The organism is Streptomyces sp. NPDC007917, from assembly GCF_042959105.1.
Taxonomy (GTDB): Bacteria; Actinomycetota; Actinomycetes; order Streptomycetales; family Streptomycetaceae; genus Streptomyces.
Genome location: NZ_JBIBKK010000050.1, coordinates 1 through 14,760, shown reverse-complemented (window position 1 = coordinate 14,760; position 14,760 = coordinate 1). Strand labels below are relative to the sequence as shown.

At 70.6% G+C, this 14,760-nt stretch carries 17 protein-coding genes; 3 read left to right on the top strand and 14 right to left on the bottom strand.

Going from position 1 to position 14,760, the window contains the following annotated elements; translation table 11 throughout:
* Positions 1-130 precede the first annotated feature (130 nt).
* Both ACFZDL_RS46465 and ACFZDL_RS46460 read right to left on the bottom strand, forming a co-directional pair.
* On the bottom strand, positions 131-355 hold the full coding sequence (locus ACFZDL_RS46465) for a hypothetical protein (RefSeq protein WP_353597089.1): 225 nt from the start codon (positions 353-355) through the stop codon (positions 131-133).
* A 115-nt stretch (positions 356-470) separates the two neighbouring features.
* Positions 471-686, bottom strand: a complete 216-nt coding sequence (locus ACFZDL_RS46460; RefSeq protein WP_353597090.1) for a hypothetical protein — start codon at positions 684-686, stop codon at positions 471-473.
* A gap of 169 nt (positions 687-855) precedes the next feature.
* Here ACFZDL_RS46460 and ACFZDL_RS46455 point away from each other — a divergent pair, with 169 nt between their 5' ends.
* Positions 856-1,140 carry an integrase core domain-containing protein gene (locus ACFZDL_RS46455; protein ID WP_353597091.1) on the top strand — a complete coding sequence of 95 codons (285 nt, stop codon included), beginning with the start codon at positions 856-858 and terminating at the stop codon, positions 1,138-1,140.
* 135 nt (positions 1,141-1,275) lie between these two features.
* Here ACFZDL_RS46455 and ACFZDL_RS46450 read toward each other — a convergent pair whose 3' ends face one another.
* The 3 genes from ACFZDL_RS46450 to ACFZDL_RS46440 all read right to left on the bottom strand — a co-directional run bounded on the left by ACFZDL_RS46450 (position 1,276) and on the right by ACFZDL_RS46440 (position 3,218).
* Positions 1,276-1,593 carry a helix-turn-helix transcriptional regulator gene (locus ACFZDL_RS46450; protein WP_353597092.1) on the bottom strand — a complete coding sequence of 106 codons (318 nt, stop codon included), beginning with the start codon at positions 1,591-1,593 and terminating at the stop codon, positions 1,276-1,278.
* A 612-nt stretch (positions 1,594-2,205) separates the two neighbouring features.
* On the bottom strand, positions 2,206-2,520 hold the full coding sequence (locus ACFZDL_RS46445; protein ID WP_353597105.1) for an AzlD domain-containing protein: 315 nt from the start codon (positions 2,518-2,520) through the stop codon (positions 2,206-2,208).
* 14 nt (positions 2,521-2,534) lie between these two features.
* Positions 2,535-3,218: an AzlC family ABC transporter permease gene (locus tag ACFZDL_RS46440; protein WP_353597093.1), complete on the bottom strand. Its 684-nt coding sequence runs from the start codon at positions 3,216-3,218 to the stop codon at positions 2,535-2,537.
* Between the two features lie 69 nt (positions 3,219-3,287).
* On the opposite strand from ACFZDL_RS46440, the gene ACFZDL_RS46435 reads away from it, so the two are divergent.
* On the top strand, positions 3,288-3,857 hold the full coding sequence (locus ACFZDL_RS46435) for an XRE family transcriptional regulator (RefSeq protein ID WP_353597094.1): 570 nt from the start codon (positions 3,288-3,290) through the stop codon (positions 3,855-3,857).
* 25 nt (positions 3,858-3,882) lie between these two features.
* On the opposite strand, the gene fabG is transcribed toward ACFZDL_RS46435, so the two are convergent.
* The 9 genes from fabG to ACFZDL_RS46390 all read right to left on the bottom strand — a co-directional run bounded on the left by fabG (position 3,883) and on the right by ACFZDL_RS46390 (position 13,089).
* Positions 3,883-4,593: a 3-oxoacyl-[acyl-carrier-protein] reductase gene (gene fabG, locus ACFZDL_RS46430; protein ID WP_353597095.1), complete on the bottom strand. Its 711-nt coding sequence runs from the start codon at positions 4,591-4,593 to the stop codon at positions 3,883-3,885.
* A 53-nt stretch (positions 4,594-4,646) separates the two neighbouring features.
* On the bottom strand, positions 4,647-5,729 hold the full coding sequence (locus tag ACFZDL_RS46425; protein WP_353597096.1) for a branched-chain amino acid aminotransferase: 1,083 nt from the start codon (positions 5,727-5,729) through the stop codon (positions 4,647-4,649).
* 36 nt (positions 5,730-5,765) lie between these two features.
* Positions 5,766-7,343, bottom strand: coding sequence for an acyl-CoA carboxylase subunit beta (locus tag ACFZDL_RS46420; protein WP_353597097.1), 1,578 nt, complete (start codon positions 7,341-7,343; stop codon positions 5,766-5,768).
* On the bottom strand, positions 7,340-8,230 hold the full coding sequence (locus tag ACFZDL_RS46415) for a fumarylacetoacetate hydrolase family protein (RefSeq protein ID WP_353597098.1): 891 nt from the start codon (positions 8,228-8,230) through the stop codon (positions 7,340-7,342). The genes ACFZDL_RS46420 and ACFZDL_RS46415 overlap by 4 nt, the downstream gene beginning before the upstream one ends.
* A 1-nt stretch (position 8,231) precedes the next feature.
* Positions 8,232-8,654, bottom strand: a complete 423-nt coding sequence (locus tag ACFZDL_RS46410; RefSeq protein WP_353597099.1) for a thioesterase family protein — start codon at positions 8,652-8,654, stop codon at positions 8,232-8,234.
* A gap of 14 nt (positions 8,655-8,668) precedes the next feature.
* Positions 8,669-10,510 carry an acyl-CoA dehydrogenase gene (locus ACFZDL_RS46405; protein ID WP_353597100.1) on the bottom strand — a complete coding sequence of 614 codons (1,842 nt, stop codon included), beginning with the start codon at positions 10,508-10,510 and terminating at the stop codon, positions 8,669-8,671.
* 62 nt (positions 10,511-10,572) lie between these two features.
* Positions 10,573-11,796, bottom strand: a complete 1,224-nt coding sequence (locus ACFZDL_RS46400) for a beta-ketoacyl-ACP synthase II (RefSeq protein ID WP_353597101.1) — start codon at positions 11,794-11,796, stop codon at positions 10,573-10,575.
* A complete protein-coding gene (locus tag ACFZDL_RS46395; protein WP_353597102.1) occupies positions 11,796-12,035 on the bottom strand; it encodes a phosphopantetheine-binding protein in 240 nt (79 codons plus the stop codon). Before ACFZDL_RS46395 ends, ACFZDL_RS46400 begins: the two co-directional genes overlap by 1 nt.
* Positions 12,036-12,069: 34 nt before the next feature.
* Positions 12,070-13,089: a beta-ketoacyl-ACP synthase III gene (locus ACFZDL_RS46390; protein WP_353597103.1), complete on the bottom strand. Its 1,020-nt coding sequence runs from the start codon at positions 13,087-13,089 to the stop codon at positions 12,070-12,072.
* A gap of 158 nt (positions 13,090-13,247) precedes the next feature.
* Here ACFZDL_RS46390 and ACFZDL_RS46385 point away from each other — a divergent pair, with 158 nt between their 5' ends.
* Positions 13,248-14,624 (top strand): FAD-linked oxidase C-terminal domain-containing protein, encoded by a 1,377-nt coding sequence (locus ACFZDL_RS46385; protein WP_353597104.1) that lies wholly within the window; start codon positions 13,248-13,250, stop codon positions 14,622-14,624.
* Positions 14,625-14,760 lie beyond the last annotated feature (136 nt).

Sequence of the window (14,760 nt, the reverse complement as noted above, 5' to 3'; positions counted from 1 at the left end):
CCTCGGTTGCGTGACGGACGCCGACTCGACCCGCAGCCGGTCAGTGACGCACTCACCCCGTAGCGCTCCAAAATGGCTTCACCGGGCCTGACCTGATGCAACGCACCTGACCAGCAGGTACCCGGCATGATCAGTCCTCGTGCTGGTTCGACTTGCCTACCTCATCGGCACGCGAATCTTCGCGTAACTGTTCCTGATGTCTCGATCTTCTGCGGCCAAGAATGCGGAGATACTGATCCTTCGACACGAGCTCGCGGTTCTGCGTCGCCAGGTCGCCCCGCCCAAGCCCGGCTGGCCGGACCGTGCGCTGCTCGCCGTCCTGACCCGACTGCTCCCCCGAGCCCTGCGCGAACACCGGATCGTCTCACCGCGCACCCTGCTGGCCTGGCACCAGCGCCTGGTGAAGCAGAAGTGGACGCAGCCGCCCTCCACCGGGCGACCGCCCCTGCCGGAGGAGATCCGCGACCTGATCATCCGCCTCGGCGTCGAGAATCCCCGATGGGGATTCTCGACGCGTACACGGCGAACTGCGCCGCCTCGGGCACGAAGTCAGCCCCGCCACCGTCCGACGTGTGCTGCGTGCCGCTGATCTCGGTCCCGCGCCGCGCCGCCAGCCGGCGCGCGGTGAGTGGGCTGCCTTTCTCAAAGCCCAGGCCAGCGGCCTGCTCGCCACCGATCTCTTCCATGTCGACACCATCAGCCTGCAGCGGCTCTACGCGCTATTCATCATGGAGGTGCGCACCCGCACCGTCCACATCCTCGGAGTCACCGCCCACCCAACCGCCGCATGGGCCACTCAGCAGGCCCGACAGTTTCTGTGGCAACTCGGGGAGTGCGCCAGGCGAGGACATCACCGTGGCCAAGATCCCTCCGCACAGCCCCAACTGCAACCCACACGCGGAACGCTTCATCCGCTCAGCACGGGAAGAGTGCACCGACCGTGTCCTGCTCTTCGACCGTGGCCACGCCGAGAAGATCCTCCACGACTACGCACACCACTTCAACAGCCACCGACCCCACCAAGGGCGAGGCCAGCTCGCGCCCAGCGACAATCCGAACGTCATCCCCCTGCCCGCAGCCCGGATCAAACGCCGACAAGCCGTCGCAGGCCTCATCAACGAGTACCACCGAGCCAGCTGACCATAAGGAAAATCCCAGCTCACAGCCCATGAAGCCATTCTGAAGCGCTACGGCCCCCCAGGAGCAGACCGATCGCCTGCTCGATCTCCTCACCGACGCGCTCCGCCCGCGGCGTCCACAATGAGTACGGCTAGGTCACTCGACCAGGGGGAGTGATGACTTCTCGGGACCGACAAGCAGGGGATGCGGCGGGTGGTGGTCCGCCCTGGTGAAGATCTGCCAGGCGAAGCCGGTGATCCCGGCCTGAAGCCGTGATTCCACGCCTAATTTGGCTAATATCTGGGCCACATGGGCCTTGGCCGTGCGTTCGGTAATGGCGAGCCGGGTCGCAATGGTCCGGTTCGACGCTCCCTTCCCCAGCAGTTGGAAGACGTCGAGCTCGCGCTCGGACAGCAGCGGCACCCGTGCCATGGCCGCGCCCCAGACATCGTCGTGGACCTCGACGATATTCATACCAGTATCTCAGAGCTCCTTGGGTTATACCGTGAGCTGTGCCGCAAGCGCGGCCTCTACGTATGCCGCGACCCCGAGGGCGAAGGGGCGCGGGAAAACTGGTCGATGGGTATCTGGACCAGGGGCCCACCGGGACGACAGCCCGGGGCAAGATGATTTTCGGCCGCGTCAGGGCAGCCGCCATCGCGTCGGCAATCGCAGATTGACAATTCGCAGATTGACGCGCTGCGCGAAGGATTATCAAAGACAAGCGCGGGTCATGATTATTCCGGGGAACACGCGGAATTTCCCGTGAGTGTCAGAGGAAAGGATGCAACGCTCTCGTTCACGATACCCCCCCGAATATCTCGACAGAACGAACATCCGAACGAAGGTCGCTTCGATCACGCTACTCGACTCATTCTCGAGCGAGCAACACCGGGTCCATCATTTGAGATGATTTGACTCGAACTTGCCAAAGAGGCCCGAATGACTTGCCCGTGCCGTTGTTGGAATACCGAGGGGAAACGGAGTGTCCGGCAAGTGAAGTACTGAGGGGTCGGAAAGTAGTCGGGGGGCTGAAGCGGAACGCCCGCTCGGAGGGGTCGGCGGGCGGCGGCGGGTCCGGCCGGGTCAGGGAACGCCGGCGAGTCGCAGCAGCGCCGCCGTGCCCGCTGCCGCAAGCACCACCACGAGGAACGGCGCCTTGCGCCAGGCGAGCACTCCGCCGACCAGGACCCCGATCGGCCGGGCGGGGCCGACGAAGTCGTCCCCCTCGGTGAGCGCGGCTGTGGCGGTCAGCGCGGCGAGCAGGACCACCGCCGAGGCCTCCAGCAGCTTCTCGGCCCGCTCCGGGAAGGTCATCTTGGTCCGCAGGAACGGCCCCGAGAGGCGCAGCAGGAACGTCCCGACCGCCAGGGCCAGCATCGCCGCCAGCGTCGGCAGCATGGGTACGGCGTCGCTCACCGCGCGGCTCCTTCCGCCGCCTTGATAGTGAACAGCGGTAGCGCGGCCAGCGCGGCCAGTACCGGCAGCCCGGTCGGCAGGAACGTGGTGGCGGCCAGCGCCAGCGCGGTGCCGGCCAGCGCGGTCCGCCGCAGTGCCCGGTCCTTCATCGCGGGCAGGATCAGCGCCAGGATCACCGCGGGGAACATGGCGTCCAGGCCGAGCGTCGCGGTGTCCTGCACCACGCTGCCGAGCAGCGCGCCCAGCGCGGCGCCGACGGGCCAGCAGACCAGGATGCCCAGACCGCAGGTCCAATACGCGGCCCGCTTACCCGAAAGCTGGTCCTGGGCGATGGCGAAGACGACCGTCTCGTCGTTCATCAGATGGGTGCCGAGCAGTCTGCGCCAGCCGCGCCCGAGCACATCGGGAACCGCCAGGCCGAACGGCAGGTGGCGGGCGTTGACCAGGAGCCCGGCCAGCAGGGCGGCGATCGGACTGCCCCCGGCGGCGATGATCCCGATGAACAGGAACTCGGAGGACGCGGCCAGCACGAGCGCCCCCATCAGGACCGGGAACCACCAGGCGAAGCCCGAGGTGACCGCGACGGCGCCGTACGACAGGCCGATGACCCCGACGGCCAGGCAGACGAGCGCGATGTCGCGCAGCAGCCCTCCATCCAGAGTTCTCCATAACGAACGCATGGAGTTTATGCTGAACGAAGACTTGGATGTTCGTCAAGCCGAACGATCGACCATTGGAGCGAACGACCCGTGTCCGACGCCGACCCCGCGCTCAAGCCACCCCTCGAAGTGATCGCCGCATCCCTGCGGGCGGAACGCATCCGGGCGGAACTCTCTCTCACCGAGGTCGCCCGCCGCGCCGGACTCGCCAAGTCCACGCTGTCCCAGTTGGAGTCCGGCACCGGAAACCCCAGCCTGGAGACGCTGTGGGCGCTCTGCGTGGCCCTGGAGATCCCGTTTTCCCGGCTGCTGGCCGTCTCCCGGCCGCAGGTCCAGGTGATCCGGGCGGGGGAGGGGCCTGCCGTCGGAGCCGCCCAGAGCGACTACCGGGCCACCCTCCTCGCCGCCTCCCCGCCCCGGGTCCGGCGCGACGTCTACAGCATCGCCGCCGAGCCCGGCCCGCAGCGCTCGTCGGCGCCGCACCTGCCCGGCGTCGTGGAACACGTCGTGATCAGCGCGGGCCGGGCCCTGGTGGGCACCGCCGACGAGCCGGTGGAACTCCACCCGGGCGACTACATCTGCTATCCGGCCGACGTCCCGCACGTCTTCCACGCGCAGGAGCCCGGCACACGCGCGGTACTCGTCTCGGAGCACCACTGAGCGCCGGGCTTGATCTGTACGTCATTCAGTGCCCCATGCCCAGGCCGCCGTCCACCGGCAGGACGGCCCCGGTGATGTAGGCGGCGTCCTCGGAGGCGAGGAAGCGCACCGCCGCCGCCACCTCCTGCGCCTGTGCGCTGCGCCCCAGGGGCACCTTGCCCAGCAGGGCGGCCCGCTGCTTGTCGTTCAGCGCCCTGGTCATGTCCGTCTCGACGAACCCCGGTGCCACCACATTGCAGGTGACGCCCCGTGAGCCGAGCTCGCGCGCCACGGACCGGGCGAACCCGATCAGGCCGGCCTTCGAGGCGGCGTAGTTGGTCTGCCCGGCCGCGCCGAGCAGACCGACCACCGAGGAGATCAGCACGATCCGCCCCCGCCGCGCCTCGACCATCTCCTCCGCGGCCCGCTTGACCACCCGGAAGACCCCGGTCACATTGGTGTCCAGCACCTCCGAGAAGTCCTTTTCGGCCATCCGCAGCAGCAGTTGGTCCCGGGTGATGCCGGCGTTCGCCACCAGCACCTCCACCGGTCCGTGTGCCGCCTCCACCTCCTTGTACGCCCGCTCCACCTGCGCGGCATCGGTAACGTCGCAGGTGACGGCGAGACAGCCGAGCCCAGCCTTCGGCTTACCCGTCCGGTAGGTCAGCGCGACCCGGTCGCCGGCCTCCGCGAAGACGCGAGCGACCGCGAGGCCGATGCCCCGGTTCCCGCCAGTCACCAGGACCGAACGGCTCATGATTCTCAACCCACCCCTTCTGGACGGTGAATCCGGACCCGGCACCGCGCCGGTCAGGCGATCTTGTGTACCCAGCCGAACGGGTCCGGCCGCAGTCCCATCTGGATCTCCGTCAGCTCCGCGCGCAGCTTCGAGGTGACCGGGCCGGGCGCCCCGCCGCCGATCGTCCAGTCGCCGTCCTCGCTGCTGACGAAGCCGACCGGCGTGACCATCGACGAGGTGCCGCAGGAGAACACCTCGGTCAGCGCCCCCGACTCGGCGTCGGCCCGCCACTGCTCCACGCTGATCTTCCCTTCCTCGGCCTGGTAGCCGAGTTCGGCCGCGAGCGCCAGCACCGAGTCCCGGGTGACGCCGGCCAGCAGGGTCCCCGACAACTCCGGAGTGACCAGCCTTGTGCCGTAGACGAAGAACAGGTTGCTGGTGCCCATCTCGTCCACCCAGCGGCGCTCCGCCGAGTCCAGCCACACCACCTGGTCGCAGCCCTTCTCCCGGGCCTGCGCCTGGGCCACCAGGGTGCCCGCGTAGTTGCCGCCGCACTTGGCCTCGCCGGTGCCTCCGGGAGCCGCCCGGGTGTAGTCCCGCGAGAGCCACACCGTGAGCGGTTTCGCCCCGGCCTTGAAGTAGGAGGCCGCCGGTGAGGCGATCACCATGAACCGGTAGGAGGCGGAGGGCCCGTAGAACCCGATGGTGTGCTGAGTGGCGATCATGAACGGCCGCAGGTACAGGCTGTGGCCGGGCCGGTCCGGGACCCAGTCCCGGTCGGTGGCGACCAGGAGCTCCAGGGCCTCCACGAAGGTCTCCTCGGGCAGCTCCGGCATCGCCATCCGGGCGCAGGAGCGGTTGAACCGGGCCGCGTTGGCGTACGGGCGGAAGGTCACCACCGAGCCGTCGGGGCTCCGGTACGCCTTCATGCCCTCGAACACCTCCTGACCGTAGTGGAAGACCTGGGCCGACGGATCGAGCACCAGCGGCCCGTACGGATGCAGCCGGGCGTCGTGCCAGCCCCGCTCCCGGTCCCAGTCGATGCTGATCATGTGGTCGGTGAATACCTCACCGAAGGCAGGCGCCTCCAGCAGCGCCGCCCGCTCCGCCGCTGGCCGCGGGACGGCTGACTCGGTGGTGAAGGTGATGGTCATGAGCGCGCTCCAAGGCAGGGGATACCGGGCTACGGGTCACAGGGGGGTGTTGGCGTGCTTGCGGGACGGCTGCTCCACGTGCTTGGCCCGCAGCATGCGGAAGGCGCGCGCCAGCACCGACCGGGTCTCGGCGGGATCGATCACGTCGTCGACCAGCCCGCGCTCGGCCGCGTAGTAGGGGTGCATCAGCTCCGATCGATAGTCCTTGACCATCCGGGCCCGCACGGCCTCCGGGTCGGCCGCCTCCGCGATCTGTTTGCGGAAGATGACGTTCGCGGCGCCCTCGGCGCCCATCACCGCGATCTCGTTGGTCGGCCAGGCATAGGACAGATCGGTGCCGATCGAGCGGGAGTCCATCACGATGTACGCACCGCCGTATGCCTTGCGCAGGATGAGCTGTACCCGCGCCACCGTGGCCTCACAGTACGCGTACAGCAGTTTCGCCCCGTGCCTGATCACCCCGCCGTGCTCCTGGTCCACCCCGGGCAGGAAGCCCGGCACGTCCACCAGGGACAGCAGCGGAATGCTGAAGGCATCGCACATCCGCACGAACCGGGCGGCCTTTTCGCTGGCCCTGATGTCCAGCACCCCGGCCAGGGCGATCGGCTGGTTGGCGACGACGCCGATCACCTGGCCGCCGAGCCGGGCCAGCCCGCACAGGATGTTGGGGGCCCACCGCTCATGGACCTCCAGGAAGTCGCCGTGGTCGACGATCTCCTCGATCACCCGGCGCATGTCGTACGGCAGCCTGCCCTCCGCCGGGACCAGGCCGAGCAACGCCTCGGTGCGCCGGTCGGCCGGGTCGGTGGTCCGTACGAAGGGCGGGTTCTGCTGGTTGTTGGACGGCAGCAGGGACAACAGAGAGCGAACCTCGCTCAGACAGGTCCACTCGTCCTCGTACACGAAGTGCGACACGCCCGACAGCTCCGCATGCATGTCGGCGCCGCCGAGCCGCTCCTGGGTGACGTCCTCGCCGGTGACGGCCTTCACCACGTCCGGGCCGGTGATGAACATCTGCGAGGTGCCGCGCACCATGAACACGAAGTCGGTCAGCGCGGGAGAGTACGCCGCACCGCCCGCGCACGGCCCCAGGATGACCGAGATCTGCGGAATCACCCCGGAGGCCCGCACATTGCGCTGGAAGATCCCGCCGTAGCCGGCCAGGGCCGAGACACCCTCCTGGATCCGGGCCCCGGCCCCGTCGTTGAGCGACACCAGGGGCGCACCGGCCGCGATGGCCATGTCCATGATCTTGTGGATCTTCTCGGCGTGCGCCTCCCCGAGCGCCCCGCCGAAGATCCGGAAGTCGTGCGCGTACACGAACACGGTGCGGCCCTCGACCGTGCCCCAGCCCGTGATCACCCCATCCGTGTGCGGTTTGCGCTCCTCCATTCCGAAACCGACCGCCCGGTGCCGGCGCAATTGCTCCACCTCGGCGAACGATCCCGCGTCCAGCAGCAGGTCGATGCGCTCGCGGGCGGTCAGCTTGCCCTTGGCGTGCTGCGCCCGGGTCGCGCGGTCGCTCGGACCGCTGCGGGCCGACTCCTTCGTCGCGTGCAGTTCGGCCACCCGCGCCCGGGTGTCGCCCCCGGTGAGTTCCTCCTCGACGGTCATCTGCTCCCGCTCCCCTGGATCTCCACCAAGGCCACCGCGCAGCAGCGCTGCCGGTGCGCGCCCAGGCCCGCCACCTCCGCCTCCACCACGTCACCGGCCCGCAGATACGGCTGGTCGGGGCGGCCCAGCGCGACCCCGCCGGGCGTCCCGGTCAGCACCACGTCACCGGGGTGCAGCACCATGAACTGGCTCAGGTACCAGACCAGATGGGCCACGTCGAAGACCATGTCGGCGGTCGACCCGTCCTGCATCAGCCGGCCGTTGACTCGGCAGGTCAGCCGTAGCCGCTGTGGGTCGCCGGCCTCGTCCGGGGTGACCAGGTACGGACCCAGCGGACTGAAGGACTCGAACGACTTGCCCTTCACCCACTGGCCGCCGCGCTCCAGCAGCCAGCTCCGCTCGGAGAGGTCGTTGCCCGTGGCGAAGCCCGCGACGTGGGCCGGCGCGGCGGCGCGGTCCGGCAGATACTGGGCGCGCCGCCCGATCACCACGGCCAGCTCGACCTCCCAGTCGGTCTTCTCGCCACCGGGCGGCAGCAGCAGGTCGTCGTGCGGGCCGACCAGAGTGGACGGTGCCTTGCTGGAGACGATCGGCTCGTCCGGCAGCGGCAGGCCCGCCTCGGCGGCGTGCACACGGTAGTTGAGCCCGATCGACAGCAGGTGCCCGCCGGGGCGGACGGGCGGCCCGACCCGCTCGGCGGCCGGGTCGACCGCCGGCAGACCGGTGGCCTCCCGCTCCAGTCGTGCTCCCAGCTCCCGCAGCGTGTCCGGGTCCAGGGCCGTGCCCGTCCAGTCGGGCACCCACGCCGACAGGTCCCGGACGACCCCTCCGGGGCCCACGGCGCAGGGCCGCTCCCCGCCCGGCGCACCGATCCGCAGCAGCCGCATGTCAGCCGACCGCCAGGGTGCCGTCGAGGTACTTCTCGAAGAAACGGGTCTCTTCGTCGGTCAGCCGCCGGGGCCGGCCCGCCGTGTAGTCGAACGGCGCCATCGTGGTCGAGGCGGTGGCGTACACGGTGTCGCCGTCCTTGACCGCGTAGTCGATGGCCACCGTCGCCGACTGGAGGTCGGAGACCCACATCTCGATCTCGACCGGCTCGTGCCGGTGCACCAACTGCCGCCGGTAGCGGATCCTGTGCTCCACCACCACCGAGCCGTCCCGGAAGAAGGCATCGCCCTCGGTCGGCGCCATCCGGAAGATGAAGTCCACCCGGGCTTCCTCCAGGTAGCGCAGGAACGAGACATTGTTGACGATCCCGTAGACGTCCATGTCCGACCAGCGGATCGGGCAGAAGTAGCTGTGCCGTGCCACCCCTTCAGCTCCCCTCAGCTTCCGTTGGCGAGCCGGGCGGCGGCCGGGCCGAAGGCGCCGGTCCGCCGCTGGAAGGCGGCCACGTAGTCGTCCGCCGCGATCGGTGCCCGCAGCAGCTCCGGCGACAGGTTGAACCCGCCGATCAGCGTGTCGGCGTACGGCCGGATCTCCGCGCACAGCGCGTCGGCCTCCAGCGGCAGCCGCTCCACCTGCTCGGCCGTCAGCGCGCCGCGCGCCAGGAACCAGTCGGCGGCCCGCCGCACCTCGGTCAGCCCGTACAGGGCGGCCAGCAGGCCGAGCGCCGTCCGCGCCGTCTCGTCCCGCGCCGCGTCCACCGCGGCCGTGAAGCACTCCAGCGCGGTCCGCACACCGCGCGCCCGCGCCATCTCGAGACCGGTGTTGATGGTGCCGTTCCACGCCTCGAAGTACGTCCGGTCCTGGGAGTCGTCCGCCATCGACGCCCGGGCCGCTCGCAGCAGCTCTTGCTCCCGGTGGCGCAGGGCCGCCACCAGGAACGCCGGGTCCCGCAGGCTCCGGCCCCGCGGATCGGGCACGGCGTCCGGCTCCGTGTCGTCGCCGCTCTGCGCGATGATCTGCCCCGCCGTGGTGGCCAGCAGCACCTGGTTGTCACCCTCCGCGGTGACCAGGCCCTGGAGCAGCGACCCGTAGTCCGCTATCCGGTTGACACTGAAAATGCCCTGGGCCCCGCAGCGCTCCCGGCAGGTGGCGACCACCTCGGTCATCTCCCAGGTGGACAGCGCCTTGGTGATCGACACCAGGTGGTTGAGCTCGGCCGGCACCGCGTCCCGCGGCGCCTGGGTGAACTCCCGCTTGGCGTGGTTGAGCAGCAATGTCATCGCGTACGTCTTGGCCAGCGCGGTGAACAGCGCCAACTGGTGGCTGCGGTATTCGATGACCGGCAGATCGTTGCGGCCGGGCGCGTTGGTGAGCCGCCGCGCCGCGTACCGCAGGGCGATGTACACGCCGGCCCGGCCCGCACCCGTCGCCGCACTGGAGACACACAGCCGACCGGGCAGGATCCGGCTCATCGCGCGCAGGAACCGCTTGCGCTGGTTGCCGCCGGCCGGACGGAACACGCCGTTCTCGTCGAAGCCGCCCATGTCGCCGTGGAGCAGGTTGCGGCGCGGGACACGCACGTGGTCGAACCAGGTGAGGCCGTTGTCCAGGCCCTGCACCGGCTTCTCGGGGCACGGCGCCGCGTGCACGCCTTCACACAGCCCGTCCCGGTCGCTGATCCGGACCAGGAACGGGAACACGCCGTGGTCCTTGCCGTCCGCCTTCAGCCGGGCCATGACCACGGCCAGCTTCGGGATGTCCTGGAACCCGCTGTACGACATGTACTTCTGCGCGAGCGCGTCCGGGGTGTTCAGCACGAACGTCTCGGTCTCGGCGTCGTACACGGCCTCGGTGCGCAGCGCGGCCACGTTGTTCCCGTAGCCCAACTCGGTGGCCATGTACGGGCTGAACGAGTCCAACCGGTCCAGCTCGTCGAACAGGTCCTTCAGATCGTCCCGGGCCCCGTGCTCCACGACCGTGCCGAAGGCCAGGTTGTAGTGCACCATCAGCAGCGAGAACGTGGCGACGTCCACCAGCGACGGCCACTCGGCCAGCGCGAAAAGCCGCCACGGGTCCGCCAGGATCTCACGCGGGCGCTCAAGACCGGCGTGCACGGCCCGCGACCGCTCGTAGGCCAGCTTCCCGGCCTCGGCCATGGTCAGCCCCTCACGAGGGTCGAACACGGGGTCCAGCAGCAGCGCACGGAGGTCCTGGTGCGTCTGCTCGTATCTGCCGTCGAAGAGCAACCGGGACAGGTCGGCGGAGACCGACGGGGTCATCTGGGGGTCCTTTCCTGCGGTTCGGTTCGTGAAGACCGGCAGAAGGGGGCGGGCCACCACGGTCAGGCGGACGCGATCAGCAAGGCGGCGTTCTGGCCGCCGAAGCCGAAGGAGTTGCTCAGGGCCACCTCCACGCGGCCGCGGCGGGCCGCACCGTGGACGACGTCCACCTCCACCCTCGGGTCGACCTCGGTGGTGCTTGCCGTCGGCGGGATCACCCCGTGGTGGACGGTGAGCGCCGCGAACGCGGCCTCGATGGACCCGGCCGCGCCGAGCGGGTGTCCGGTGACCCCCTTGGTGGAGCTGACCTGCACGTCCGGCCCGGCCACCCGGTGGATCACCCCGGCCTCGATGACGTCGTTGAGCTGCGTGGAGGTGCCGTGGGCGTTGACGTACCCGATGTCCCGGCCGGTCAGCCCGGCGTCCGTCAGCGCCGCCCGGACCGCCAGCTCCGCGCCCTTCCCCTCGGGGTGGGGGGACGTCACATGATGCGCGTCCGCGGAGGCGCCGTACCCGATCACCCGGGCCACCGGCCGCACGCCCCGGGCCCGCGCGCGCTCCTCGGACTCCAGGACGACGACCCCGGCGCCCTCACCGAGCACGAACCCGTCGCGGCCCACGTCGAACGGACGGGACGCGGTCCCGGGGGCGTCCAGCCGCCGCGACAGCGCCCGCATCCTGGCGAACGAGGACAGGTACAGCGGAGTGATCGGCGCCTCGGCGCCGCCGGCCACGACCACGTCGGCCACCCCCGACCGGATCAGCTCCCGACCCAGGCCGATCGCGCTCGCCCCGGCGGCACACGCCGTGCACGGCGCCAGACAGGGCCCGTTGGCGCCGATGTCGATCGCCACCTGACCCGCCGCCATGTTCAGCAGCCCCATCGGCAGGGTCATCGCGGAGACCTCCGACGGCCCCTCCTCGATCAGCACCCGGTGCTGCTCCTCCAGAGTCGCGGTGCCGCCGGCGCCCGAGCCGAGGATCACGGCCACCCGGGAGCTGTCCGCCCACCCGCCGGGGGTCAGCCCGGCCTGCTCCAGGGCCTCGCGCGCGGCGGCGATGGCGAACTGGGCGTAGCGGTCCCACTGCCAGGCGCCGCGCAGCCCGACACCGGCCGGGTCGAAGTCGGGCACCCGGCACGCCACGGTCACCGGCAGGCCGTCCAGGTCGGCGTGGTGCGCCGCCGTCGGTCTCCCCTCGACCACGCGGTCCCAGTTCTCCTTGACCCCGATACCGGCGGGCGTGACCAGCCCGATTCCGGTGATGGCGGCGGCGAAACCGGTCATCAGACCGCGGCGCCCTTCCGCTCGGCGATGGCGATGATGTCCCCGACGACGGCGATCTCGGACAGCTCGTCGTCGGTGATCACTATGCCCAGGCGTTTCTTCAGCGCGGTGGCCAGCTCGATCTGCGACAGCGAGTCGAGGCCGAGGTCGTCGAAGGTGGCCTCGGGCACCACCGCCTCGGGGTCGAGGTCGAAGCGGGCGACGAAGACCTCGACGACGGAGTCGTGCAGGGAACTCATGGCGTTTCCTCCTGGAACGGTGAAAGGACGAAGATCAGTTGACGGGTTCGGCCGTGATGTCCGGCCAGCGCAAAGTGGTCGAGCCCCAGGACAGGCCGGCCCCGAAAGCGGACAGCAGCACCCGCTGACCGGCCTTGAGGTCGCCGCGGGCGGCATAGTCGTTCAGCAACAGGGGCACGGACGCCGACAGGGCGTTGCCCACCCGGTCGATGTTCACCGCGACCCGCTCCTCGGGGAGCTCGAGCTCCTCGGCGACCGCCTGCACGATGCGGATGTTGGCCTGGTGGCCGACGAACCAGTCGACGTCCGCCACCGACCAGTCCGAGCGCTTGAGGACCGTCTGTGCCGACTGCGTCATCCGCGCGACGGCCTGCGAGTACAGGGGACGGCCCGCCATCCGCAGGTACCAGTCCGCCGTCGCCACCGTGCCGTGTCCGAGCCCGCCGTCCGCGGAACGCTGCCGCGAGCCGCCGGCCGGGATGGCCAGCAGATCGGCCAGCGCGCCGTCGCTGCCGAGGTCGAACGGGCCCAGCGCGCCGGGCTCTTCCGGCTCGCCGCGGCGCAGCACCACCGCGCCCGCCCCGTCGCCGAAGATCGGCGCCGTGGTCCGGTCCTCCTGGTTCACCAGCGTGGTGAACGCCTCCGACCCGATGAGCAGCACGGTGTCGGCGGTGCCGGAGCCGATCAGGCCGGACGCGGTGGCGAGCCCGTACAGGAACCCGCTGCACGCCGAGGTCAGATCGAAGGCCGCCACCGTACCGAGGCCCAGTTGGGACGCGACCTCAGGCGCGACCGCCGGGCAGAGCCGCTCGGGCGAGGTGGTCGCCACGACCACCGAGTCCACCCTGGTCACCCCCGCCGACCGCAGGGCCCGGGCGCCGGCCGACACGGCCAGGCCCCCGGTCGACAGCCCGTCGGAGACGACCCGGCGCTCCCGGATCCCGGTCCGGGTGCGGATCCACTCGTCCGTGGTGTCCAGCGTGCGCGAGAGGTCGTCGTTCGTGACCACCCTGGGCGGGAGAAAACCTCCGATTCCCGTGAGCACCGCCGTCATCGACTCACCCTCCTGATCGCCGTGTGTACGGCCTGGCCTGGCGTCGCACCAGGCTTGCCGACGCCCGGACAGGGGGTCAATTGGCCCTTGGTACACCCGGCGGAGCGTGTACCAAGGGCCAATTGCCCCACGCCAGGACCGGTGCGAATCTCGCGGGCATGACCACGACACCTTCTGATCTCGCAGGGCTGCTCCCGGCCGAACGTGTGATCACCGACCCGGCTCGGCTGGCGCCCTTCGCCCACGACGAGGCCGCCGGTGCGCCGTACGCCCTCCCGGCGGCCGTCGTGCAGCCCCGCGACACCGGCGAGGTCGCGGCCGTCGTGGCGTACTGCGCCGAACGAGGAGTGCCCGTGGTCGCCCGCGGCGCCGGCACCGGCCTGTCCGGCGGCGCCAACGCCGTCGACGGCTGCGTGGTGGTCTCCTTCGCCGCGATGGACCGCGTCCTGCGCATCGACCCCGACGAGCGCCTGGCCGTGGTGCAGCCCGGCGTCGTCAACGACGACCTCCGGGCCGCGTGTGCGGCCAAGGGCCTCTGGTACCCGCCCGACCCGGCCAGCGCCCCGTGGTCCACCATCGGGGGGAACGTCGCCACCAACGCGGGCGGCCTGTGCTGTGTGAAGTACGGTGTGACCCGCGACTACGTGCTCGGCCTGGAGGTGGTCACCGGCCGTGGCGAGGTGGTCAAGCTGGGCCGGCAAACCGCCAAGAGCTCGGCCGGCTTCGAACTGGCCGGCCTGCTGGTGGGTTCCGAGGGCACCCTGGGCCTGGTCACCGAGATCACCCTGCGGCTGCGCGGCGAGCGCGCCCAGGAGCACACCGTCGTCGGCTACTTCGACGACCTGCCGAGCGCCGGCCGCGCCGTCGCCCACGTCGTGGCGTCCGGCGTGGTCCCCAGCGCCCTCGAACTCGTCGACCGCTACTGTCTGCGCGCCGTCGACGAGTGGAAGAATATGGGTCTCACCGACGGCGGCGACGTGCTGCTGCTGGCCCGCTGTGACGGACCCGGACCGGCCGGCGTCCAGGAGGCCGACACGGTGCTGGACTGCTTCGAGGCCGCCGGCGCCGCCTGGAGCGCCCGGTCCGGCGACCCGGCCGAGGCGGACGCGCTGTTCGCCGCCCGCCGCTTGGTCTACCCCGCGCTGGAACGCCGGGGCATGGTGCTCAGCGAGGACATCTGCGTGCCCCGCACCCTCGTCCCCGAGATGCTCGCCCGCCTGGAGCACACCGCCGAGCGCAACGGCGTACGCATCGCGAGCCTCGCCCACGCCGGGGACGGCAACCTGCACCCGATGCTGGTCGTGCCGCGTGGCGACGAGCGGGAACTGGCCCGGGGCCGGGAGGTGTTCGAGGAGGTCGTCGACCAGGCGATCGCACTGGGCGGTACGGTCACCGGCGAGCACGGGGTGGGCCTGCTGAAGATGCGCGGCCTGGCCAGGGAGGTCAGCCCGGCCGTGTTGGACCTGCACCGCGGCATCAAGCGGGTGTGGGATCCGGTGGGGATACTCAACCCGGGCAAGGTCTTCACCGCGTGACGACAGCCACCGCTGCCCTGCCGGCTGGTCACAGCGCCTAAAGGGCAAGGCCATGAAGTTACGGGCTGATCGGCTCTGTCAACAGGACGTCGATGCTGATGGTGGCCTTGTAGGTGCGTCGGTCGACGCGCAGGCT